Raw genomic sequence first — 22,395 nt, forward strand, 5'->3', positions numbered from 1 at the left:
CGTTTCGTCCTCTGAATGCGGTGGTTCGTGACGCCAACTACCGCGTTCAGAGGACGAAACGCGGGGCGGGTTAGTCTGGCCGCGTGACGGACAAGCCCCGCATCCCCAACGTGCTCGCCGGCCGCTACGCCTCGCCTGAGCTGGTCGAACTGTGGTCCCCGGAACGCAAGGTCGTGCTGGAGCGTGAGCTCTGGCTCGCCGTGCTCCGCGCGCAGGCCGACCTCGGCGTCGAGGTGCCGGACGGTGTCGTCGCCGACTACGAACGCGTGCTGGAGCAGGTCGACCTCGACTCGATCGCCGCGCGCGAGCGGGTCACCCGGCACGACGTGAAGGCCCGCATCGAGGAGTTCAACGCGCTCGCCGGGCACGAGCACGTCCACAAGGGCATGACTTCGCGTGACCTGACCGAGAACGTCGAGCAGCTGCAGGTGCTGCGTTCGCTGGAGCTGGTGCGCGGCCGCGTCGGGGCGGTGCTGGCCCGGCTCGCCGCGATCGCGGTCGAGCACGCCGACACGGTGATGGCAGGTCGTTCGCACAACGTCGCCGCGCAGGCGACGACGCTGGGCAAGCGCTTCGCCACCGCCGCGGACGAACTGCTGGTCGCCTTCGACCGGCTCGAAAACCTCATCGGCCGCTACCCGCTGCGCGGGATCAAGGGCCCGGTCGGCACCGCGCAGGACATGCTCGACCTGCTCGGCGACGAGTCCACTTTGGACGAACTGGAGTCGAGGGTCGCGGCCCACCTCGGTTTCGAGAACGTGTTCACCAGCGTCGGCCAGGTGTACCCGCGCTCGCTCGACTTCGACGTGCTGTCCACCGTCGTCCAGCTCGCGGCCGCCCCGTCGAGCCTCGCGAAGACGATCCGCCTGATGGCGGGCCACGAGCTGGTCACCGAGGGCTTCAAGCCCGGGCAGGTCGGCTCGTCGGCCATGCCGCACAAGATGAACACCCGTTCGTGTGAGCGCGTCAACGGGCTCGCCGTGGTCCTGCGCGGCTACCTGTCGATGATCGGCGAACTCGCCGGCGACCAGTGGAACGAAGGCGACGTGTCCGACTCCGTCGTCCGCCGGGTCGCGCTGCCCGACGCGTTCTTCGCGCTCGACGGCCTGCTGGAGACCTTCCTCACGGTGCTGGCCGAATTCGGCGCCTTCCCGGCGGTCATCGGACGTGAGCTCGATCGCTATCTGCCGTTCCTCGCGACCACCAAGGTGCTCATGGCCTCGGTCCGCGCGGGTGTCGGGCGTGAAACCGCTCACGAGGCGATCAAGGAGAACGCCGTCGGCGTCGCGCTCGCGATGCGGGAGCAGGGGCTGGCGGAGAACGACCTCCTCGACCGGCTCGCCGCCGACGAGCGTATCCCGCTCGACCGCGGTGAGCTGGACAAACTCCTCGCGGACCGGATCTCGTTCACCGGTGTCGCGCCCCGTCAGGTGGCCGCGATCGCGTCGCGCGTCGCAGGCATTCTGGAGCGTTTCCCGGAGGCTGCGGGCTACTCGCCGGCACCGATCCTCTGACGTGTGAGCAGCCCCACCACGGGGCGTTCACAGAGTGAGACGAAGTTACTCGATCGGGCGAAATGCCTAATCTCGATCGCTGAACCCGGAGCGCCAGGCCGCCCATGAGGCGGCCTGGCGTGTTTGTATCGCGCCTTGCGCGCCGAAACCCACGGAAGAAGCGATGAGATCCACGCTGTCGAAATTCGTCGCCGTCGTCACGGCCGGAGCGGCCACCCTCGCCCTCGCCGCCTGTGGCTCCGGTGACGCGAGCGACCGGAAGCTGCGGGTCGGCACCCTGACCGACGCGCCGCCGTCCATCTACCTGGAGAACGGCACCTTCACCGGCTACGACAACGAGCTGCTGCGCGACATCGCGAAGCGCGAGGGCTTCGAGGTCGAGTTCGTCGGCACCGAGTTCGCCGGCCTGCTCGCCGCCGTCGCCTCCAACAAGTTCGACATCGGCAGCTCCACGATCTCCACCACCGAGGCCCGCAAGAAGACCGTCGCGTTCAGCAACGGCTACAGCACCGGGTTCACCACGATCCTCACCAAGAAGGGCGCGTCCCTCAAGGACGTCGGCGCTTTCGACGGCAAGCGGCTCGGCGTCGTGCAGGCGTCGGTGCAGGACGACTTCGCCAGCGGCAAGGTCCCGGGCGCCAACGTCGTCCGCTTCCCCGACTACAACGCCGGTTTCGCGCAGCTCAAGGCGGGCAGCCTCGACGGCTGGGTCGTGCCGAAGGACATCGGGCAGAAGTACATCGACCAGAATCCGGACGTGCCGCTGGAGTTCGGCTACACCGTCGAGACCAAGGACACGCCGTCCGCGTTCGCCGTCCGCAAGGACAACAAGGAACTGCTGACGAAGCTCAACGACGGCCTCGCGAAGGCCGTGGCGGACGGCACCGTCGCCCGCCTGCACGCTCAGTTCTTCAAGACCGAGCCGCTGCCCAAGGAACTCGAACAGGGCGGCCCCGGCCTGCCCGTCCAGAACGCGGGGGTCTGAAAACCATGAAGAAAACCTTGCTCGCCACGCTGGCAGCGGGCCTCGTCGCCGTGCTCGCCGCCTGTGGTGGCGGCGAGTCCGCCACCGAGAAGACCCTGCGCGTCGGGACACTGAGCGACGCGCCGCCGAACATCTACGTCGAGAACGGCAACTACACCGGTTTCGACAACGAGCTGCTGAAGGCCATCGCCGCCAAGCAGAACCTGAAGCTCGAGTTCGCCTCGACCGACTTCTCCTCGCTGCTGGGCCAGGTCGCGAACAACCAGTTCGACATCGGCAGCTCGGCCATCGCGCAGACCGACGAGCGCAAGAAGAACGTCGACTTCTCCAGCCCGTACAACTTCGAGGTCATGAGCATCCAGACCAAGGACGGCTCGCCGATCACCGAGGAGAAGGGCCTGTCCGGCAAGCGGGTCGCGGTCATCCAGGCGACCGTCGGCGACAAGTGGCTCACCTCGACGGTGCCCGACGCGCAGGCCGTGCGCTTCCCGGGATACGCCCCGGCGCTGGCCGCGCTCAAGAGCGGCGCCGTCGACGCCTACATCCTCGACCAGGCGATCGCCGAGACGAACGTCAAGGAGAGCGCCGACGTGAAGCTCAAGGTCGTCAAGTCCTTCACCACCGACGTGCCCCACGGCTTCGCGGTGAAGAAGGGCGACGCCGAGCTGCTCACCAAGATCAACGAGGGCCTGAAGCAGGTCATCGCCGACGGCACCTGGGTCAAGCTGCACGAGAAGTTCCTGCCGACGGCCCCGGTCCCGGACCAGTTCAAGGCGTGAGGATCACGATGAAGAAGTCACTCGCCGCCGTCGTCGGTGCCGCCCTGGTGGCGGTGCTGGCGGCGTGCGGTGGAGGAGAGAACTCCAGTACAAGGCCGCTGCGCGTCGGCACGCTCAGCGACTCGAAACCCAACGCCTACCAGGAAAACGGCGTGTTCACCGGGTTCGACAACGAGCTGCTGAAGGCCATCGCCGCGCACCAGAACCTGAAACTCGAGTTCGTCTCCACGGAGTTCTCTACCCTGCTGAGCCAGGTCGCGAACGGCAAGTTCGACATCGGCAGCTCGGGGATCTCGCAGACCGACGAACGCCGCAAGACCGTCGACTTCTCGGCGCCGTACAACTACCAGTCGCTCGGTATCGAGGCCCGCGAAGGCACCGGTATCACCGACGAGAACTCCTTGGCCGGCAAGCGGATCGGGGTCGTGCAGGGCACGGTGTCGGACAGCTGGCTGGCGGCCAACGCGCCCACCGCGCAGGCCGTCAAGTTCCCGCAGGACGCCGCCGCCCTCGCCGCGCTCAAATCGGGCGCGATCGACGGTGCGATCTTCGACCAGGCGACCGCCGAGGACTACGCGGCGAAGAACCCGGACGCGAAGCTCAAGGTGGTCAAGGCGATCACCACGACCATCCCGCACGGGTTCGCGGTCAAGAAGGGCAACACCGAGCTGGCGGGCAAGATCAACGCCGGGCTCAAGGCGGTCATCGCCGACGGCACCTGGGAAAAGGTGCACCAGCGCTTCGAGCCGAACGCGCCGGTGCCCGCGGAGTTCAAGGCCGGGCAGAAGTAAGTGGACGATTTCCTCAACAGCTTTCTGAACTGGGAGTACATCTGGGAGGTCTTCCCGGACCTCCTCGGGACCGGTCTGCTGAACACGCTGATCCTGTCGGTGTTCTCGGCGCTGATCGGCACCGTGCTCGGCATGCTGCTGGCCACGATGGGCCTCTCCAGCAAGGCGTGGCTGCGCTGGCCGGCCAGGGTGTACACGGACATCTTCCGCGGTCTGCCCGCGATCCTGACCATCCTGGTGATCGGACAGGGCGGCGGGATCCTCATCCCGTCGTTGTCGCGGAACCCGTACCCGCTGGGCATTCTCGCGCTCAGCCTGATCGCCGCCGCGTACATCGGCGAGATCTTCCGCGCCGGTATCCAGAGTGTCGAAAAAGGACAGATGGAGGCCAGCCGCGCGCTGGGCATGAGCTACACCAAGGCGATGACGCTCGTCGTCATCCCGCAGGGCGTGCGGCGGGTGCTGCCCGCGCTGGTGAACCAGTTCATCGCACTGGTCAAGGACTCCAGCCTGGTGTACTTCCTGGGCTTCCTCGCCGAGCAGCGCGACCTGTTCCGCATCGGGCAGGACCTCGCGGCGAACACCGGAAACCTGTCGCCGCTGGTCGCGGCGGGTGCGGTGTACCTGGTGATCACCGTGCCGCTGACGCATCTGGTCAACTACATCGACAAGAAGCTGCGCACCGGCAAGAAGATCCGGGTCGACGACGAGGGCGGCGAGCCGGAACTCCTGAACACCGGAAAGGTGCCGATGCCATGACGTCCGCCGTACGTTCCTCCAGCGTCGAGCTCCGCGACATCCACGTCTCCTTCGGCACCCTCGAAGTGCTGAAGGGTGTGAATCTCAAGGTCGAGAAGGGCCGCACGACCTGCATCATCGGCCCGTCCGGCTCCGGTAAGTCGACGCTGCTGCGCTGCGTGAACCGCCTCCAGGAGCCCGATTCCGGCGACCTGCTGCTGGACGGCGAGAGCGTCATCTCGTCCGACCCGGACGCGCTGCGGCAGCGGGTCGGCATGGTGTTCCAGCACTTCAACCTGTTCGGGCACCGCAGCGTTCTGGACAACATCACGCTGCCGCTGCGCAGCGTCCGCAAGCTCGGCAAGGAGGAGGCGGCGGAGATCGCGCAGGCCCGTCTCGCCGAGGTCGGCCTCGCCGACAAGGCGCCGTACCGGCCGAGCGCGCTCTCGGGCGGGCAGCAGCAGCGGGTCGCGATCGCGCGGGCGCTCGCCATGGAGCCCGAGGTCATGCTGTTCGACGAGGCGACCAGCGCGCTGGACCCGGAGCTGGTCAAGGGCGTCCTCACCTTGATGGCGGGGCTGGCCGAGCGCGGCCTGACGCTGCTCGTGGTCACCCACGAGATGGGTTTCGCGCGTGGCGTCGCCGACGAGGTCGCGTTCATGGACGACGGGAAGATCGTCGAACAGGGTGCTCCGGAGGCGATCTTCGATGCTCCGCGGAGCGAGCGTTTGCAGCGGTTCCTGTCGCAGGTGTTGTAGGGAGCCGGCGAGCAAGGGCGGCGGTGGCGTGGTGGGGCACGTCTCGTGAGTGGTAAGGACGGTTCTAACCGTCATTACCACTCACGAGGCCTGAGTCGTTAACCTGCGGCTATGGCGAGAGTGGCGAAGCTGGTCTATTACCCGGTCAAGGGCTGCGCCGGGACGGCGGTCGAAACGGCCGACGTCACCCGGGCGGGCCTGCGGTTCGATCGTGCCTGGATGGTCGTCTCCCCGGAGGGTGAGTTCCGCAGCCAGCGGAAGCATCCGGTGATGGCCGCGATCCGGGCCGAGGTCCTGGACGACGGCGCCCGTCTGCGGCTCGCCGCTCCCGGCGTCGAAGATCTCCTGGTCGAGACGGTCACGGACGGACCGCGGCATCCCGCGGCGACGTTCACCTGGCAGGGCAAGGGCGTCCGCCAGGGTGACGAGGCCGCCGAGTGGTTCTCCACCGTCCTCGGCCTGCCGTCGGTGTTCGTCGGGCTCGCGCCGGAGCACGAGCGCGTCACCAACGGCGAGATCCCCGGCACCGCGGTCTTCGCCGACGCGCACGCGATCCTGCTGACCTCCGAGTCCTCTTTGGACGGTCTGAACGAGCGTATCGCGTCGCGCGGCGCCGAGGCCGTGCCGATGGACCGCTTCCGGCCCAACATCGTCGTCTCGGGCTGGCCGGAACCGCACCGCGAGGACGACGTCCGTTCGCTCACCGCCGGCGGCCTCGAACTGGGGTACGCCAAGGTCTGCGTCCGCTGCACGGTGCCGATGGTCGACCAGGGGACCGGCGAGAAGGCCGGTCCGGAACCGATCCGTTCGCTCGCCGACTACCGCCGCGAGCCCGAGGGCGGCGTCTCGTTCGGGATCAAGATGGCGGTGACCGGCCCGGGTCAGGTGTCCGTCGGCGACGAGGTGATCGTGCACTCCTGGGCAGGCCCCAGCCCGAGCACGTCCGACGCCGAGCCGCCGTTCACGGCGACCGCGAGCCGTCCAGCGGAATCGGTGTAGAGCACGTTCCGGCCCGGCGGCACCGTGCCGAAGGTGTCGCCGACCAGCGCTTTCACCAGAACGTGTTCGCTGCTGACGGAGACCGTGCCGGACAGCCCGGCCAGTTCGAGGTCGGCGGGGCTCGCGGCGAGCTGGACGTTGCCGAAGTGGTCGACCGTGAGCACCTCGGCCACCAGCTTGCCGGGGAACACCGCGACGAACGGGTCCGGCAGGCGCACGAGATCGTCGACGCGTGGCCCGAACTCCTCCGGGGCGACGCCGAGCGCGAGATGCGCCGCCGCGGGGGCGAAGACGTCGCGTCCGTGGAACGTCGACGAAGTCACCGGAAGGCGGTACTCCGGGGCCGCGAGTTCGTACGCCGCTATCACCCCGCTGAGTGTTTCGGCGGCGGGAATGAGAAGTCCGTTGTCCGGGCCGACGAGCATTCCGCGCTCGGTGACCACCACGACACCGCGCCGCGCCGTGCCGACGCCGGGGTCCACGACGGCGAGATGGACCGACTCCGGCAGATACGGCACGGTCTGGGCGAGGACCTCGGCGCCGGTCCTGACCTGCTGCGGAGGGATCTCGTGGCTCACGTCGATCACCCGTACGGACGGCGCGATCCGCGCGATCACGCCGTGGCACGCGGCCACGAAACCGTCTCTCAGCCCGTAGTCGGTCGTGAACGAAACGCAGTGGATCGGCATGATCAGCCATCATCCTTGATCGCTAGGGTGCAGCCGTGACGACGCTCGAATACCCGAAGATCGCCGCCGGCAAGGTCCGTGAGCTCTACGCCGTCGATGACGAGCATCTGCTGCTCGTCACTTCGGATCGGATCTCCGCCTACGACGTCGTCTTCGACACGCCCATCCCGGACAAGGGGCGGGTGCTCACCGCGATGAGCGTGTTCTGGTTCTCCCTGCTCTCCGATGTCCTCCCCAACCACCTGGTCTCCTACGAAGACGAACGCATCCCCGCCGAGGTCCGCGGCCGCGCGCTGCTGGTGCGGCGGCTGGCGATGCTGCCGCTCGAAGCCGTCGCCCGCGGGTATCTCACCGGTACCGGTCTCGCCGATTATCGCGCGTGCGGCAGGGTTTGCGGCGTCGAACTTCCCCCGGGCCTGACCGAGTCGTCCCGGCTCCCCGAACCGATCTTCACTCCCGCGACGAAGGCCGACCACGGCTCGCACGACGAGAACATCGCCTTCTCCGACGTCGTCGGGCAACTCGGCCGCGAACTGGCCGAGGAGGTCCGCGAGGCGACGCTGGCGGTGTATCGCCGCGGCGCGGAGTTCGCCGCCGAACGCGGCATCCTGCTCGCGGACACGAAGCTCGAATTCGGCATCGACCGCGAGGGGAACCTCGTGCTCGCAGACGAGGTCCTGACCCCGGATTCCTCGCGCTACTGGCCCGCCGGTGGATACGCGCCGGACCGCCCGCAGCCGTCGTTCGACAAGCAGCCCCTGCGGGACTGGCTCACCAGTCCCGCGTCCGGCTGGCATCGCCGGGACAGACCGGGGTCACCGCGCCTGCCCGAGGACATCGTCGCCGCCACGCGGGCGAGGTACATCGAGTCGTACGAACGCATCACCGGCCGGTCGCTGCAGGATTGGCCCGCCTGACCTGCGGAGTTCACTCCGACGTCAGTCCGCCGAAAGCCCGGGCTGGCTCACTGGCGGGGTGGATGCACGTTTGCTGGTTTCCCTGTCCGGCGTGACCACCCGGACGTTGCACCGCTGTGCCGATCTCGCGGCCGAGCTCGACCGGCGCAGGGTCCCGTTGTCGGTGCTCTACGCCGCTCGCACCGGCGAGGGCCCCGTGACCGAGTGGGTCCGGACGCGCCGTACCCACGGCGACTCCGTCCTCCTGCACGGTTACGACCACCAGGTCCCGCCCACCCATCGTGCCGTCTACCTGGGTAAACGCGCCGAGTTCGCGGCTCTTCCCGCGCACGAGGCGCGGCTGCGGCTCATCGCGGCGAAGGCGGCGCTCGACGCCAACGGCATGGCCGTCGACGGGTTCGCGCCGCCGCGCTGGATCGCGTCCGAGGGCACTCTGCAGGCCCTGCGCGAGCACGGGTTCACGCTGTGCGCGGACCTGGTCTCGGTGCGGGATCTGGTATCCGGCCAGGTCCAGCGCGCCAGGGTGCAGGAGTTCGGCGGGCCGTCGCACCGGACGGAGACCGTCCGGTGTTTCGCGCTCGTGCTGGCCGCCGCCAGGGCCGCGCGCCGCGGCGGGCTCGTCCGGCTCGGCATCGACGCCGCGGACCTCGCCCGGCCGGGGCTGCGGCAGGCGTTCCTCGACGCCGTCGACGTCTCGCTGGAGAACCGCGCATTCGGAACCACCTACGGCTCGCTCTCGCGAACGCGGGTTAAATTGTCGGGATGACCGACGAGGGGGACGCACCGGCGACGCTGATGCGGCTCTGGCGGCGAGCGGAGCGTCCGACACGCGGCAGGCCGTCCGTACTCGACATCGACAGCGTCGTGGCGGCCGCGGTGGACCTCGCCGATCGCGAAGGCGTCGCGAACGTGACGCTGGCGAGCGTGGCGAAGGACCTGGGCGTCACGAAGATGTCCCTGTACCGCCACATCGGTTCGAAGGCGGAGCTGCTGGAGCTGATGGCCGATTTCGCCATCGGCGATCCGCCGACGGTGGAGCCCGCCGGTGATTGGCGAGCCGAGCTGACCACGTTGGCCGAGGCCAACCGCGATGTCCTGATGAAGCACCCGTGGCTGGTCGAGCTGCCGCTCGCCGGCCCTCCTGCCGGGCCGCACGCGGTCGCGTGGATGGACGCGATCCTGCGGACGCTGCGCGACACGGGCCTCGACTGGGGCACCAAGGGCGGGGTCCTGGTGCTGGTCGGCGGCTACGTCCGCCTCGCGTGCGCGCAGGCCATCCAGCTCGCCGACGGCAGGAAGGACAGCGGGCTGAGTCAGGCGCAGGCGGAGCAGGCCTACGGCAAAGGCCTCGCCGAGCTGATCGACCCCGGACGTTTTCCCGACGCGGCGGGCTTCCTGACCTCGGGGCTGGGTGACTCCGAACAGAACTCCGACTTCGACTTCGGTCTCGGCGTCGTGCTCGACGGCATCGCCGCGCTCGTCGACCCGAGCTGACAACGCACCTCTCCCGCCTTTAGTATCCATCGGACATTAATTAGTGTACGTTGGATACTAAAGGGGGAACCATGACATCGACACCGACGAGCGAGCGAGTGCTCGCCCCGGACCTGGCCAGGGGTTTCGCGCTCCTGCTCGTGGCGCTGGCGCATACCGCGAGCATCTTCCTCGGCAACACGCCGGGCGTCGATCAGACGCCGGAAGGCTTGGAACGGCCGTACTTCGTGCTGCTGTTCCTGCTCGTCCACGCGTGCGCGCTGCCGCTGTTCGGCATGATGCTGGGCTACGGGATGGTGCAGTTCGCCGACCGCCAGGAGGCGTTGGGGCAGCCATGGCCGCGGACGCGTGGCGTCCTGCTCCGTCGTCACGCGTGGCTCCTGGTTTTCGGCGCCGTCGACGGCGTGCTGTTCTTCTCCGGCGACGTGCTCGGCGCGTACGGTGTGATCGGCGTGGTGTTCACCCTGCTGCTTCTGAAGCGTGGCAAGGGTTTCTATCGGATACCGGTGGCGTACCTGGGGTTCGGCGTCTGCTACCTCGCCGTGCTGATGTACCTGGTGCTCACCGGGAACTCCGGGAGCGCGCCGGTCCCGTCCATCGAGGGCGCCTCGTCCTTGGCGCCGACCTACGGCGACGCCGTGCGGGAACGGCTCGTCGAATGGCCGATGACCACGGCGGTCCTGCTGTCGTCCATCCTCTTCGTCTGGGTGGGCGCCTGGGCCGCGAAGAAACGCGTGCTGGAGGAGCCGAACCGGAAGCTGCTCCTCTTCGGCGTGTTCGGCGGTTTCGGCGTCGCGATCGCGGGCGCGCTGCCGATGAGCCTTTTCGCCGGTGACTACGTCGGCTTCGACGAAGGAACCGCCGGGCTCGCCAAGCTGATGTACGAAGGCGCCGGTCTGTTCGGCGCGATCGGTTACGTCAGTTTGTTCGGGCTCGTCGGCATGGCGGTCGGCAAGAAGCGCCGCGGTGTCGTGGTCACCGCGATCTCCGCGCTCGGCCAGCGCACGCTGAGCGCCTACCTGTTCCAGTCGGTGGCGTGGCTGATCCTGGCGCCACCGTTCATGCTGGGACTGGGCGGCAGCACGTTCGTCGCGGCCGCCTGCGGGCTCGGCGTGTGGCTGATGACGGTCGTCGTCGCTTACCTGATGCACCGCCGGTCGTATCGGGGACCGGCGGAGATCCTGGTGCGGAAACTCGCGTACCGGGCCTAACCCGGACCACGCCCCACCGCCTCCCTCAACGGGCAGGCTTCGCCTGGCTGGCTAAATCTTTACCGGCTCTCCGACGTCGAGCACCTTCACCTCGGTGCCTTCCGGGGCGAGGTTGGCGAACAGGCCGTAGTGCATCTGCGGCCGCGAGAGGACGGCTTCGTGGATCGGGACGGCGAGGCGCGGCGACACCGCACGCAGGTAGTCGACCGCCTCGCCGGCCTTGAGCCACGGAGCGCCGGTGGGCAGGCCGAGGACGTCGATCTTCTGTTCCGGCACGAAGAACGAGTCGCCGGGGTGGTAGAACGCGCCGTGGTCGACGAGGTAGCCGACGTTCGGGATCACCGGGATCTCCTCGTGGATCACCGCGTGCTCGCCACCGACGACGTTGATGCCGCTGGACCCGATTTCGAAGGCGTCACCGGGGTTCGCGATCTGGAACTCGGCGCCGATCTTCCCCACCGCTTCGGCGGAACCCGGATCGACGATCAGCCGCACGCCGGGATTCGCCGCCAGCAGCGCGGGGAGCCTGTCCATGTCGAGGTGGTCGAAATGCTGGTGGGTGATCAGGACGGCGTCCAGCTCACGTTCACCCTCGAAGCCCGCCGAGAAGGTGCCGGGGTCGATCAGGATCCGCGCGCCCTCGGTCTCCAGAAGGGTGCAAGCGTGTCCAAAGTGGACGATACGCATCGGTGTTCTCCTTCGCGGTAGCTCGATTCCAGCCTATGCCCGGAGCAGTGCGTCGCCAAGTTCGGTGCGCCGGTAGCGGACTTCGCGGCCGCGCCGCCGGGTTTCGAGCAGGCCCGCCGCGCGCATCGCGGTCAGATGCTGCGAGACCGTCGGCGCCGAGAAGCCCAGTCCGCGGGCCAGTTCGCTGGTGCTCGCGGGTTCGTTGAGCGTCGTGAGCAGCGCGGCCTTCGTCCTGCCGAGCACTCCGGCGAGCGCGTCGGGCGGACGTTCGGGATCCGACCAGAGTTCGGCCACCCCGCGAGCCGGGTACAGCAGCGAAGGCTGCCACGGCTCCATCGTGATCACCCCGACCGAAGGCCACGCGAAGACGCCCGGGATCAGCAGCAATCCTCGTCGGTCGAGGTGGACACGGCCGCGTTCCTTCATTTCGATCACCAGGACGTCGTCGACGAGCCGCACACGCGGGTGGATGTCCTCGAGGACCAGTGCGATACCACCGGCGGCCAGGCGTCGCGAGCGTTCCTCGATGTCGGCGACCAGGAATCGGCGCATCCGGGGCCAATGCGGTTCGACCAGTTCGGTCCAGGCGATCTCCATCTGGCTCGCCAGCAGATCCCTTGCCTCGGCGGGATCTTCCGGCAGCCCGCTCAGGTCGGCGTCTACTTTGGACAGTTCGCGCGCGACCTGCTCCGGCGCCGTACGGCGGATTTCGGCGAGCTGGGCGGACGCGGTGGTCTCCGGGCCGCTCGGCGGCGGGCTGAGGAAATCGGTGATGTAGTGCCGCGCGCTCATCACCTTCGCGAAGCCGTCGATGGGCAGGTCCGGCAGTTTCGCGGCGGCCTCGCGCAGCCACGGCAGGTGACTCGGATGCCCGCGCCGCCCGAGCAGCGTCTGCATCGCGCCCATGGTCTCGTCGAGCGGGGAGATGCCGAAGCGGACGCGGTTGGCGCTCTCCGCGGTCAGGACCAGCTCGATCATCGGATTAGGTTAATCCCTAATCAATGGTTCGACCAGGCCGGGTTCGGCAGTGTTCGTGGCATGACGTTGCTGCGTAATTCCGGGTACTGGCGCTGGTCGGCGGGGGTCCAGCTGAACCGGCTGCCCGCCATGATGGCGCCGCTGGCCTTCACCGTGCTGACCACCGCGACGACCGGTTCGTACCGGCTCGGCGGGATCATGATGGCCGTGTTCGTCGCCGCCGAGATGGTCGGTGCCGTGCCTACCGGGCGGCTGCTCGACCGCGTCGGACCCGCACGCGGTCTCGTCGTGCTGCTTCCGCTGGTCGCCGCGGGACTGTTCCTGCTGGCCGCGGTCGCTTCGACCGGAGCGCGGGACTGGGTGCTGCTCGCGCTGGCGATCCCGCCGGGACTGGTCGCGGGCGGTTTGAACGGTGGCTTCCGGACGCTGCTCGCCGCGACGGTGACCGAAGAGGAACTGCCGAGGGCCGTTTCGATCGACACGATGATCCTCGAAGGCGTCATCGTCGGCGGGCCATTGCTGGTGGCGCTCCTGGCGACGTCCGGTCCGGTCGTCCCGGTCCTCGCGATGGCCGTCGTCGCCCTGCTCGCGGCGCTGCTCGTGCCGCGGCGGACCGTCCCGCGAGATCCGCAGAGGACGGTCGAGCGGCAGCCGATCCCGGTCGCCGCGTGCGTGCCCTGGCTGGCGGGCCTGTTCACCGTCGGGCTCCTGCTGTCGACCATCGAGGTCGGGCTGCTGCCGCTCGTCCAGCGCCTCGGCGCCCCCGATTCGGCGGCGGCGATCGTCATCGTCGTGTTGTGTGCCGCCAGCCTGGCCGGGAGCGCGCTGTACGCGGCGCGAGGGAAGCTCGGCGATCCGCGGCTGTTCCTTGCCGGTTTCGTGCTCGGCGGGCTCGTGGTGTCGGCGGGCCTCGGCTGGGCCGGGCTGCTCGGCGGGGTCGCTCTGATCGGGCTCTGCACCGGTCCGCTGATGGCGGTCTCGTCGGTCAACCTGCAGAAGCTGTTGCCGGAACGCCGCCGGTCGGAGGGGTTCTCGCTGGCGTTCACCGTGCAGGCGTCGGGCTTCGGGCTGGGCTCGCTGGCGATCGGGGTACTGCCGGTCTGGATGGCCCCGCTTCTCGGTGTCCTTGCGGCCGTCGTCTCCTGTGCGATGCTGGTGGCACGCCCCAGGCGAGCTATTGGCACGCCGTCAGTAACGTCGTAGCCTGGGCTTTGAGCCGAGACACGGGAGAAGTCGATGACCGCAGTCCAGCCGAAGCCGACCGCGCACAGCGTGGGGGAGACCTTCGATTCCCTCAGCCCGGCGACCGACGAGGTCGTGGGCACCTACCCGGTGCACACCAAGGAGGACGTCCGCGCCGCCATCGCCCGCGCGAGGGACGCCGCCGAATGGTGGGCCGGGCTCGGCTACGACGGCCGCGCCGAACGCCTTCGCCGCTGGAAGGGCGTCATCACCCGCAGGCTGCCGCAGCTCTGCCAGGTCGTGCGCGACGAGACCGGGAAGCGGATCGCCGACGCGCAACTGGAGAGCGTCCTCGCCATCGAGCACATCGCGTGGGCGGGCAAGCACGCGCGCAAGATCCTCGGCAAGCAGCGCCGCGCCGTCGGGCTGGTCATGTCGAACCAGGCGGCGACGGTCGAGTACCAGCCGCTCGGCGTCGTGGGCGTGATCGGCCCGTGGAACTACCCCGTCTTCACGCCGCTCGGCTCCATCGCCTACGCCCTCGCCGCCGGCAACACCGTCGTCTTCAAGCCCAGCGAGTACACGCCCGGCGTCGGGAAGTGGCTGGTCGACGCGTTCAACGAGGTCGTCCCGGAGTGGCCGGTGCTGCAGCTGATCACCGGCTTCGGCGAGACCGGCGCTTCGCTCGTCAGCGGAGGCGTCGACAAGATCGCCTTCACCGGTTCGACCGCCACCGGCAAGAAGATCATGGCCGCGGCCGCCGAGACGCTGACACCGGTGATCATCGAGGCCGGCGGCAAGGACGCGGTCCTGGTCGACGCGGACGCCGATCTCGAGGCCGCCGCCGACGCGACCGTCTGGGGCGCGTTCTCCAATTCGGGCCAGACCTGCATCGGCATCGAGCGCGTGTACGTCCACGAGCGCGTGCACGACGAGTTCGTCGCGAAGGTCGTCGAGAAGTCGAAGGACGTGCGGGCCGGCTCGGACGCGGCCGCGCAGTACGGCCCGGTGACGATGCCTTCGCAGCTTTCGGTGATCAAGCGCCACATCGCGGACGCCATCGAGCGCGGCGGCAAGGCGCTGGTCGGCGGCGTCGACGCGGTCGGCGACCGCTACGTGCAGCCGACGGTGCTCGTCGACGTGCCCGAGGACTCCTTGGCGGTCCAGGAGGAGACGTTCGGCCCGACCGTCACCATCGCCAAGGTCCGCGACATGGACGAGGCCGTCGAGAAGGCCAACGACACGAAGTACGGCCTCGGATCGGCGGTGTTCTCGAAGTCGCGCGGCCTCGAACTGGCCGGTCGGCTGCGCACCGGCATGACGTCGATCAACGCACCGCTTTCCTTCGCCGGTATCGCTTCGCTGCCCTTCGGCGGCGTCGGCGACTCGGGCTTCGGCCGGATCCACGGCCCGGAAGGCCTGCGCGAGTTCGCCCGGCCGAAGGCCGTCGCGCGGCAGCGGTTCACCGCGCCGATCGTGCTGACCTCGTTCTCCCGCAAGGAAAAGACCGACGCCCTGGTGGCGAAGCTCATTACGGTGCTGCACGGCAAGCGCTGAGCCAGCTGTCCATCACCCCCGTGCAATGAAGGGGCCTTTCATAGCAAATTTTGCTATGAAAGGCCCCTTCATTGCGCTTGTGAGGGCGTGAAAGGACCGGTCACGAGCCCCGGATGAGGTCCGCGGCCTTCTCCGCCACCATGATCGTTGGCGCGTTCGTGTTCCCGCGAGGCACCACGGGCATCACCGAAGCGTCCACCACCCGCAGCCCCTCCACCCCGCGCACCTTCAGCGACGGGTCGACCACGGCGTTCTCGCCCGTCCCCATCGAGCAGGTCCCGACGGGGTGGTACAGCGTCTGCGTCCTCTCGCGCACGTAGTCCGCCAGTTCGCCGTCGGTCAGGTCGTGCCGCTCCGGCAGGAACGGCTTGTCCAGATACCGCGCCAGCGGGCCGGACTTCCCGATCTCCACCAGGGCGCGCAGCCCGGCGAGCAACTTCTCCATGTCCACGGACTCGGCGTAGCACATCGGGTCGATTTCGGGCTTCCACAACGGATTCCCCGACTTCAACCGCAGCCGTCCCCGGCTCGCGACGTCCACGAGGGTCGCCGCCGACGTGAAGCCCGACACTGTCGGCTCACGCATCCCGTTGTCGTAGAACAACGTCGGCGCCACGTGGATCTGCATGTCCGGCGGTGAAACACCGTCCGCGGCGGGGAAGAACGCGCCCGCCTCGCCGATGTTCGAAGTCAGCGGGCCGCGTTTGGTGAGCTGGTAGCGCAGCAGGCCGCCCGGCGTCGCCGCGTCCACCAGGTCGGTGGTGCCGCGGGTCGACCAGATGATCCCGCAGGCCGGGTGGTCGTGCAGGTTGCCGCCGACGCCGGGAAGCGCGGCGACGACGTCGATCCCGTGCTCCCGCAGGTGTTCCGCAGGGCCGACCCCGGAAAGCATCAGCAGTTGCGGCGAGTTCACCGCACCGCCGCTCAGCAGGACCTCGGTCGACGCGCGCACCGTCGTCTTGGCGCCTTTGTCCAAATAGGACACACCGACGGCGCGGGTGCCTTCGAAGACGACGCGGGTGGCTTGCGCATGCGTCCGGACCGTGAGGTTCGGGCGCGACAAGGCCGGCCGCAGGTAGGCGTCGGCCGTCGACCAGCGGCTGCCCTTCTTGCACGTCACTTGGTAGACGCCGGCGCCTTCCTGTGACTCGCCGTTGAAGTCGTCGGTGCGGTTGAGACCCCAGGCGACCGCGGAATCCACCCAGGCATGGGACAGCTCGTGGGTGAAGCGACGGTCCTCGACGTTCAGCGGCCCGTCGGTGCCGTGCAGTGGCCCGCCGAGCCGCTGGTTCCCCTCCGCCCGTTTGAAGTACGGCAGGACGTCGTCGAAACCCCAGCCCTCGGCGCCGTGCACGTCACGCCAGCCGTCGTAGTCCGCGCGGTTGCCGCGGATGTAGATCATCGCGTTGATCGAAGAACAGCCGCCGAGTGCCTTCCCTCGCGGCCAGTACAGCGTCTTGCCGGTGTGCTTCTGCTCGACCGTTTCGTAGTTCCAGTCCCACTTCGTCTTGAACAGGCGGGGGAACGCGGCGGGGATGTGGATCTCGTCGGCGTCGTCCTCGCCACCCGCTTCGAGCAGGAGCACCCGCGCTGACGGATTCTCGCTCAGCCGGTTGGCCAGTACGCATCCCGCGCTGCCCGCGCCGACGATCACGTAGTCGAAGGAATCCTGATCGTCCACGGTGCCTCCTGCTGCTCGCCCGGGCTTGACGCCCGCCAAAAGGCTCATCTTGGCCCAGCGTGGCGGCTCCGAGCATTCCCCCAGACGAAGGATCGGTGCGGACTTAGTCCGAGTCGGGTGAAAAAGTAGCCACGCAGGGGCCGCCCTCGGCATCGTCCTCGGTCTCGACCCGGCCGGGCTTCCGGACGCCGTCGACCTCGCCGGTGAGGTGCAGGATCGTCTGCTTCGCGGTGGTCAGCACGTCGGCGTTGTCGACGGTGTACCTCGCCTCGCCGTGGATGATCTGCTGCACGCCGTCGCGGGTCGTGTCGGGCACCTTCTCGCACAGCACGGACAACGCGGCCGGGATGTCGCGCGCGTTGATCGCGTCGACGAACTTGTTCCCCGCCTCTTCCCCGGTCTTGACGTCGGGCCGCGGCGACGGCTTCGTCTCGATGCCCGGCAAGGGCTCGGGCTCGCCGCCGATCTTGGCGTCGCGCACGCACCAGCCGCCCTCGCCGGGGATCATCGCGATCCCGACGGTCTGGCCGCCGGTCGTGAGCGCGGCCGAGTACTCCTGCGGCGCACGCTGGCGCGCGGGCGTGCTGATTTGTGCGCCTTCGGAGACGGCCATGACCTGCTCGAAGGTGTAGGACCGCTTCGAGCGGATCGGGCACCAGAGCGAGCTGACACGATCTTCGCCGACGCCGTTCGCGAAGGACTGGCTCAGCTGCTCCGGCGTCGCGCGCGAGGTGGTGTCGGCCTTGGCCTTGAAGAACCCCGGCGTCACGAAGCCGGTGAACGCGACACCGCCCGCGATCAGGACGAAGACCAGCGCCAGCGTGATCCAGAGCCAGGCCTTCGACTTCTTCGGCGGTGTGTACTGCCCGTAGGTCATGCGGCAACCGTAGTGAAGTAGGCTCTGGCGGTACCCACGACCTGCGTGAATAAGGAGCAGCCTGCCGTGGCCCGAGTCGTCGTCGACGTCATGCCCAAGCCCGAAATCCTCGACCCGCAGGGCCAAGCCGCGCTCGGCGCCGCCGGCCGTCTCGGCTTCACCGGGATCGCCGAGATCCGTCAGGGCAAGCACTTCGAGATCGAGGTCGACGACTCCGTCGACGACGCGACGCTCGAAAAGATCGCCGAGGGTTTCCTCGCGAACCCCGTCATCGAGCAGTGGACCATCAAGCGGGTGGACGCGTGAGCGCCCGCATCGGGGTCATCACGTTCCCCGGCACGCTCGACGACGGTGACGCGGCCCGCGCGGTCCGCTACGCCGAAGCCGAAGCCGTGCCGCTGTGGCACGCGGACGAGGACCTGAAGGGTGTCGACGCCGTCGTCGTCCCCGGGGGCTTCTCGTACGGCGACTACCTGCGCGCCGGCGTCATCGCCCGGTTCGCGCCGGTGATGTCGTCGGTGATCGAGGCCGCCCACAAGGGCATGCCGGTGCTGGGCATCTGCAACGGCTTCCAGATCCTGTGCGAGGCCGGGCTGCTGCCGGGCGCGATGATCCGCAACGCGGGCCTGCACTTCATCTGCCGTGACCAGTGGCTGCGTGTCGAGAACAACGACACCGCGTGGACCACCCGGTACGACAAGGACGCCGAGATCCTCATCCCGATGAAGAACATCGACGGCTGCTTCGTCGCCGAGCAGGCCACCCTCGACGAGCTCGAGGGCGAGGGCCGCGTGGTGTTCCGCTACGTCGGCGGCAACCCGAACGGCTCGCGCAACGACATCGCCGGGATCCGCAGCGAGAACGGCCGCGTCGTCGGGCTCATGCCGCACCCGGAGCACGCCATCGACGCCCTCACCGGGCCTTCCGACGACGGGCTCGGCATGTTCTACAGCGCGGTCGACGCTCTCGTCTCCGCCTGACCCACCCACGCATTTCGTCCTCTAAATGCGCTCACCGCATTCAGAGGACGAAATGCGTCAGGAGGCGGCGGCCACCAGAGCGGAGTAGGGGCCACCGGCGGCCAGCAGCTCCGCGTGCGAACCCAGCTCGGTCACCCGGCCGCCCTCGATGACGGCGACCCGGTCCGCCGCGGCCGCGGTGTGCAGCCGGTGCGCGATCGCGATCACCGTGCGCCCTTCGAGCACCGCGCTCAAAGACCGCTCCAGCTCCCGCGCCGAACCCGTGTCCAGCAGCGACGTCGCCTCGTCCAGTACCAGCGTGTGCGGGTCGGCCAGCACCACCCGCGCCAGCGCCAGCTGCTGCGCCATCGCCGCCGGGACGGCGACCGCCCCGGCCCCGACCTTCGTGTCCAGCCCGTCCGGCAGGCTCGCCACCCACTCCGCGGCGCCGACCGAGGCCAGCGCGGCCAGCAGCCGGTCGTCGGTCCAGTCCCCGGCGGGCAGCGTGAGGTTGTCCCGCAGCGTCCCCGCGAAGACGTGCTGCTCCTGCGTCAGCAGCAGGACCTCGCCACGCAGGACGTCGTCCGGCAGCGTCGACACTTCGGCGCCGCCGATCCGCACCGAGCCCGACGTCGGCGCCGACATCCCGGCCAGCAGCCGTCCCAGGGTCGACTTGCCGGCACCGGACGGGCCGACGATCGCCAGCCGTTCACCGGCGGGCACCCGCAGGTCGATCCCGTGCAGCACTTCGCGGTCCGCGTTGTAGCCGAAGCGCACGTCGCGGACCTCGATGTCCTGGCCGCGCGGAGTCTCCGAGGCCGTCGCCGGAGACGGAGCGGGCCGCACGCCCAGCAGCCGCCGCAGCGAGGCCCCGGCGACCTGCATGTCCGCGAGCCAGAACAGCGCCTCGTTCAGCGGGCCGGTCATGACCTGCGAGTACAGGAGCATCGCGGTGATCGTGCCGAGCCCTTCCCAGCCGTTCGAGTAGGCGAGCAGGCCCAGCCCGAGCATCACCGGCACCGGCAGCACGTAGCTGATCTCCAGCGACGGGATCCACCGCATCTGCAGCGCCCGGATCTTGCGCTCGCCCAGCATCGACGCGTCGAGGCCGTCGTGCCCGGTCCGGATCCGGCGGCCGGTCAGGCTCAGCGCCTCCGCCGTCCGCGCGCCCTCCGCCGTCTCATGCGTGGTGGACTGCAGCTCGGACCACTTGTCGAGCATCCGCCGCATCACGTCGGGGATCCGCCGCTGGTACCAGAGGTTCACCGGCACCAGCAGCGGCAGCGCGACCAGCAGGCCCAGCGCCAGGAACGGCGACGTGATCACCATCGCCACCACCGTGAACACCACCGTGACGGCGGCGATCAGGATCTCCGGCGCGCCGAACCGCACCGCGTGGTCGATGCGGCTGACGTCGGTGGTCGCCCGGCTGAGCAGGTCACCGGTGCCCGCGGCCTCGACCGTCCCCAGCGGCAGGTTCAGCGCGTTCCCGACGAACTCCTCGCGGTTGCGCGCCAGGATCCGCTCACCGAACACCCGCGCGCGGAGCCGGGCCAGACCCTTGAACCAGGCCTGTGCGCCCAGCACCACCACGAACGCGACCGCGAGCCAGGTGATCGTGGTGGTCGTCGTACCCTCGACGACCTCGTCCACCAGCGCACCCAGCAGCCTCGGTCCGGCCAGCCCGATCGCGGTCGCGACGCAGAACAGGCCGAGCATCACGGAGAACTCGCGCTTGTTGGCCCGCGCGGTCTCCTTGATCCACCGTCGAACGTCCTTCTTGTCTGCCAGCGGCAGCTTCTTCATGCTGTCATTTCCTTACCCCCCGATGTGGACAGGGCCCGCGGCCCGGCAACGGATTCGTGAGGCCTCCGGCCGACACCGGCGCGGTGCGACTCCGTCTTCAGGCGACCACTTTCGTACTCACGACCACATCGGCCACATGTGTCCACAGTGGACTCTGGCTGAACACGACGGTGGTCTTGCCGCGCCGCAGCTTCGCGACGCGTTCGGTTATGCGGGCTTCGGTATGCGCGTCGACGGCCGAGGTCGGCTCGTCGAGCAGCAGGACGTCGGCGTCGGTCGCCAGCGCGCGGGCCAGGTTCAGCCGCTGCCGCTGGCCACCGGAGACCTCACGTCCGCGTTCGCCGATCACCTCGTCGACGCCGTTGGGCAGCGCGTCCACGATGTCCTCGGCGTCCGCCGCGTACAGCGCTTCGGTGATCTCGACGTCGCCGGGCTCGGCGGGGGTGACCTGCTCGCGCAGCACGCCGGAGAACCAGATGTCCTGGTTGTGCGCGAACACGACCCGCCGCCGCAGCTCGTCGAGGGAGACCTGGTCCACCGGAACCCCGCCGACGAGGGCAGGTTCACTCGGATCGGTGAACCGCGCCATCCGCGATGCCACCGCTTCGGCGTCGGCCCCGACGTCGATGACGGTCAGCTTCCCGGCCTCGGCCTTGATCCCGGACGTCTCGTCGTACAGGTCCAGCGGGCCTTCGGGCAGCGGCACCGGGTGCTCCGGCTCGGCGAGCGTGCGCTCGGTGGTCAGCAGTTTGCACACCTTCCGCGCCGAAACCAGCGCGGCGCTCAGCACGCCCGCGAACTCGGTCGCCGTCGTCACCGGGATCACCAGGAACACCGAGACGCCGTAGAACGTGATCAGCTCGCCGACGCCGATGGTGCCGTTGATCGCCAGCTGCGCGCCCAGCCAGGTGATGACCACCGTGACCAGGCCCGGCAGCGCGACCTCGGCCGCCGCGAGCCACGCCTCGCTTCGCCCGACCTGGACACCGGCCGCCCGGACCCGCTGGCTGGAGCGGCGGAAGCGGTCGAGGAACTGCTTCTCGCCGCCGACACCGCGAAGGATCCGCAGGCCGGAGACGATGTCCGCGGCGAGCGCGTTGACGTCGGTCTTCTCCTCGCGCTGCTTCGTCTGACGCTTCTCCAGCGGCTTCAGCAGCGGTCCGATGCCGACCACCGCCAGCGGGACACCGATCAGCGCGACCACGCCGAGCAGCGGGGACGTCGACAGCAGCGCCGTCGCGCACACGATGAACGCGATCAGCGAACCGAAGGCCCGTCCGAGCACCTCGAACGAATCACCGATCGGGTTGATGTCGCTGGTGGTGATCGCGACCACGTCACCCGTGGTGGTCGTATCCCGCAGATTCGCGCCCAGCTTCGCCGCGTGTTCGGTGGCGAGGCGCTGCGTCACCCCGGCGCCGTGGATCCAGCAACCGTAGGACGCGAAGTGCTGCACCGTGCCCGCGATCGTCTGCGCGATCCCGAACCCGGCGGCCGCGAGCCCCCACAGCCAGACGGAATCGCCGTCGCCGCGGCCGATCGCGTCGATGCCCCGGCCGATCGCGACCGGCAGCAGTGCGATCGGCAGCGACCACAGCGCACCGCTGATCGCCGAGACGGCGAGCAGTCCCGGGCGCGCGAGCATCATCCTGACCAGGTACCGCCAGGCGGTCGGCTTGGCGGGCAGGCGCAGTCGCGGAAGCGGATATGTGGCGGAAAGCACGATTGCCGACGGTAAGCGGATCACCGTCGCGGGCGCGACCGATTTATCCGTGGGCGACCGCGAGCGGCCC

Annotated in this window: 22 protein-coding genes; 15 read left to right on the forward strand and 7 right to left on the reverse strand. The window is 69.1% G+C overall.

Annotated elements, in window-relative coordinates:
* The first annotated feature begins 83 nt into the window (after positions 1–83).
* The 7 genes from purB to AC069I_RS07815 all read left to right on the forward strand — a co-directional run bounded on the left by purB (position 84) and on the right by AC069I_RS07815 (position 6,564).
* Complete coding sequence (purB, locus tag AC069I_RS07785; RefSeq protein ID WP_478230924.1) at positions 84–1,514, forward strand: adenylosuccinate lyase; 1,431 nt, start codon at positions 84–86, stop codon at positions 1,512–1,514.
* 163 nt (positions 1,515–1,677) lie between these two features.
* The gene (locus AC069I_RS07790; RefSeq protein WP_478265035.1) at positions 1,678–2,499 is read left to right on the forward strand and encodes a substrate-binding periplasmic protein; all 822 of its coding nucleotides are present in this window, start codon (positions 1,678–1,680) and stop codon (positions 2,497–2,499) included.
* A 5-nt stretch (positions 2,500–2,504) separates the two neighbouring features.
* Positions 2,505–3,278, forward strand: a complete 774-nt coding sequence (locus AC069I_RS07795; RefSeq protein ID WP_478265036.1) for an ABC transporter substrate-binding protein — start codon at positions 2,505–2,507, stop codon at positions 3,276–3,278.
* A gap of 8 nt (positions 3,279–3,286) precedes the next feature.
* Positions 3,287–4,069, forward strand: coding sequence for an ABC transporter substrate-binding protein (locus AC069I_RS07800; RefSeq protein WP_478265037.1), 783 nt, complete (start codon positions 3,287–3,289; stop codon positions 4,067–4,069).
* The gene (locus tag AC069I_RS07805) at positions 4,070–4,828 is read left to right on the forward strand and encodes an amino acid ABC transporter permease (RefSeq protein ID WP_478224212.1); all 759 of its coding nucleotides are present in this window, start codon (positions 4,070–4,072) and stop codon (positions 4,826–4,828) included.
* The gene (locus AC069I_RS07810; RefSeq protein WP_478265038.1) at positions 4,825–5,565 is read left to right on the forward strand and encodes an amino acid ABC transporter ATP-binding protein; all 741 of its coding nucleotides are present in this window, start codon (positions 4,825–4,827) and stop codon (positions 5,563–5,565) included. Before AC069I_RS07805 ends, AC069I_RS07810 begins: the two co-directional genes overlap by 4 nt.
* 111 nt (positions 5,566–5,676) lie before the next feature.
* Entirely contained in the window at positions 5,677–6,564 is an 888-nt protein-coding gene (locus AC069I_RS07815; RefSeq protein ID WP_478265039.1) for an MOSC domain-containing protein, read from the forward strand.
* On the opposite strand, the gene AC069I_RS07820 is transcribed toward AC069I_RS07815, so the two are convergent.
* Positions 6,447–7,253 carry an SAM hydrolase/SAM-dependent halogenase family protein gene (locus AC069I_RS07820; protein WP_478265040.1) on the reverse strand — a complete coding sequence of 269 codons (807 nt, stop codon included), beginning with the start codon at positions 7,251–7,253 and terminating at the stop codon, positions 6,447–6,449. The genes AC069I_RS07815 and AC069I_RS07820 overlap by 118 nt on opposite strands.
* A 35-nt stretch (positions 7,254–7,288) precedes the next feature.
* On the opposite strand from AC069I_RS07820, the gene AC069I_RS07825 reads away from it, so the two are divergent.
* From AC069I_RS07825 to AC069I_RS07840, 4 genes are all read left to right on the forward strand, one after another.
* A complete protein-coding gene (locus AC069I_RS07825; protein ID WP_478224216.1) occupies positions 7,289–8,170 on the forward strand; it encodes a phosphoribosylaminoimidazolesuccinocarboxamide synthase in 882 nt (293 codons plus the stop codon).
* 58 nt (positions 8,171–8,228) lie between these two features.
* Positions 8,229–8,936, forward strand: coding sequence for a DUF2334 domain-containing protein (locus AC069I_RS07830; RefSeq protein WP_465531173.1), 708 nt, complete (start codon positions 8,229–8,231; stop codon positions 8,934–8,936).
* Positions 8,933–9,664: a TetR/AcrR family transcriptional regulator gene (locus tag AC069I_RS07835; RefSeq protein WP_478224218.1), complete on the forward strand. Its 732-nt coding sequence runs from the start codon at positions 8,933–8,935 to the stop codon at positions 9,662–9,664. The genes AC069I_RS07830 and AC069I_RS07835 overlap by 4 nt, the downstream gene beginning before the upstream one ends.
* Positions 9,665–9,735: 71 nt before the next feature.
* A complete protein-coding gene (locus AC069I_RS07840; RefSeq protein WP_478265041.1) occupies positions 9,736–10,875 on the forward strand; it encodes a DUF418 domain-containing protein in 1,140 nt (379 codons plus the stop codon).
* A 51-nt stretch (positions 10,876–10,926) separates the two neighbouring features.
* Here AC069I_RS07840 and AC069I_RS07845 read toward each other — a convergent pair whose 3' ends face one another.
* Together AC069I_RS07845 and AC069I_RS07850 are read right to left on the reverse strand one after the other, a co-directional pair.
* Positions 10,927–11,562 carry an MBL fold metallo-hydrolase gene (locus AC069I_RS07845; RefSeq protein WP_478265042.1) on the reverse strand — a complete coding sequence of 212 codons (636 nt, stop codon included), beginning with the start codon at positions 11,560–11,562 and terminating at the stop codon, positions 10,927–10,929.
* A gap of 33 nt (positions 11,563–11,595) precedes the next feature.
* Entirely contained in the window at positions 11,596–12,540 is a 945-nt protein-coding gene (locus AC069I_RS07850) for an ArsR/SmtB family transcription factor (RefSeq protein ID WP_478265043.1), read from the reverse strand.
* Positions 12,541–12,600: 60 nt separating this feature from the next.
* Here AC069I_RS07850 and AC069I_RS07855 point away from each other — a divergent pair, with 60 nt between their 5' ends.
* Positions 12,601–13,743: an MFS transporter gene (locus tag AC069I_RS07855; RefSeq protein WP_478265044.1), complete on the forward strand. Its 1,143-nt coding sequence runs from the start codon at positions 12,601–12,603 to the stop codon at positions 13,741–13,743.
* A 33-nt stretch (positions 13,744–13,776) separates the two neighbouring features.
* Positions 13,777–15,279, forward strand: coding sequence for an aldehyde dehydrogenase family protein (locus AC069I_RS07860; protein ID WP_478230913.1), 1,503 nt, complete (start codon positions 13,777–13,779; stop codon positions 15,277–15,279).
* Between the two features lie 100 nt (positions 15,280–15,379).
* Here the strand turns inward: AC069I_RS07860 and AC069I_RS07865 are convergent, their stop codons facing one another.
* Positions 15,380–16,960 (reverse strand): GMC family oxidoreductase, encoded by a 1,581-nt coding sequence (locus tag AC069I_RS07865; RefSeq protein WP_478265045.1) that lies wholly within the window; start codon positions 16,958–16,960, stop codon positions 15,380–15,382.
* Between the two features lie 103 nt (positions 16,961–17,063).
* Positions 17,064–17,837 carry a hypothetical protein gene (locus AC069I_RS07870; protein ID WP_478265046.1) on the reverse strand — a complete coding sequence of 258 codons (774 nt, stop codon included), beginning with the start codon at positions 17,835–17,837 and terminating at the stop codon, positions 17,064–17,066.
* 66 nt (positions 17,838–17,903) lie between these two features.
* On the opposite strand from AC069I_RS07870, the gene purS reads away from it, so the two are divergent.
* Both purS and purQ read left to right on the forward strand, forming a co-directional pair.
* The gene (gene purS, locus AC069I_RS07875; RefSeq protein ID WP_007032538.1) at positions 17,904–18,143 is read left to right on the forward strand and encodes a phosphoribosylformylglycinamidine synthase subunit PurS; all 240 of its coding nucleotides are present in this window, start codon (positions 17,904–17,906) and stop codon (positions 18,141–18,143) included.
* Positions 18,140–18,817: a phosphoribosylformylglycinamidine synthase subunit PurQ gene (purQ, locus tag AC069I_RS07880; RefSeq protein WP_478224226.1), complete on the forward strand. Its 678-nt coding sequence runs from the start codon at positions 18,140–18,142 to the stop codon at positions 18,815–18,817. Before purS ends, purQ begins: the two co-directional genes overlap by 4 nt.
* A 57-nt stretch (positions 18,818–18,874) precedes the next feature.
* Here purQ and AC069I_RS07885 read toward each other — a convergent pair whose 3' ends face one another.
* Together AC069I_RS07885 and AC069I_RS07890 are read right to left on the reverse strand one after the other, a co-directional pair.
* A complete protein-coding gene (locus AC069I_RS07885) occupies positions 18,875–20,602 on the reverse strand; it encodes an ABC transporter ATP-binding protein (RefSeq protein WP_478224227.1) in 1,728 nt (575 codons plus the stop codon).
* 97 nt (positions 20,603–20,699) lie between these two features.
* Entirely contained in the window at positions 20,700–22,325 is a 1,626-nt protein-coding gene (locus AC069I_RS07890; protein WP_478224228.1) for an ABC transporter ATP-binding protein, read from the reverse strand.
* Positions 22,326–22,395: the final 70 nt, after the last annotated feature.

The sequence above is a fragment of the Amycolatopsis sp. NPDC043885 genome, assembly GCF_056435685.1.

Coding starts and splice junctions, on each gene's coding strand:
- AC069I_RS07790 (WP_478265035.1), top strand. CDS start 1,678: ATGAGATCCACGCTGTCGAAATTCGTCGCCGTCGTCACGGCCGGAGCG.
- AC069I_RS07795 (WP_478265036.1), top strand. CDS start 2,505: ATGAAGAAAACCTTGCTCGCCACGCTGGCAGCGGGCCTCGTCGCCGTG.
- AC069I_RS07800 (WP_478265037.1), top strand. CDS start 3,287: ATGAAGAAGTCACTCGCCGCCGTCGTCGGTGCCGCCCTGGTGGCGGTG.
- AC069I_RS07810 (WP_478265038.1), top strand. CDS start 4,825: ATGACGTCCGCCGTACGTTCCTCCAGCGTCGAGCTCCGCGACATCCAC.
- AC069I_RS07815 (WP_478265039.1), top strand. CDS start 5,677: ATGGCGAGAGTGGCGAAGCTGGTCTATTACCCGGTCAAGGGCTGCGCC.
- AC069I_RS07820 (WP_478265040.1), bottom strand. CDS start 7,253: ATGCCGATCCACTGCGTTTCGTTCACGACCGACTACGGGCTGAGAGAC.
- AC069I_RS07835 (WP_478224218.1), top strand. CDS start 8,933: ATGACCGACGAGGGGGACGCACCGGCGACGCTGATGCGGCTCTGGCGG.
- AC069I_RS07840 (WP_478265041.1), top strand. CDS start 9,736: ATGACATCGACACCGACGAGCGAGCGAGTGCTCGCCCCGGACCTGGCC.
- AC069I_RS07845 (WP_478265042.1), bottom strand. CDS start 11,562: ATGCGTATCGTCCACTTTGGACACGCTTGCACCCTTCTGGAGACCGAG.
- AC069I_RS07850 (WP_478265043.1), bottom strand. CDS start 12,540: ATGATCGAGCTGGTCCTGACCGCGGAGAGCGCCAACCGCGTCCGCTTC.
- AC069I_RS07855 (WP_478265044.1), top strand. CDS start 12,601: ATGACGTTGCTGCGTAATTCCGGGTACTGGCGCTGGTCGGCGGGGGTC.
- AC069I_RS07860 (WP_478230913.1), top strand. CDS start 13,777: ATGACCGCAGTCCAGCCGAAGCCGACCGCGCACAGCGTGGGGGAGACC.
- AC069I_RS07870 (WP_478265046.1), bottom strand. CDS start 17,837: ATGACCTACGGGCAGTACACACCGCCGAAGAAGTCGAAGGCCTGGCTC.
- AC069I_RS07885 (WP_478224227.1), bottom strand. CDS start 20,602: ATGAAGAAGCTGCCGCTGGCAGACAAGAAGGACGTTCGACGGTGGATC.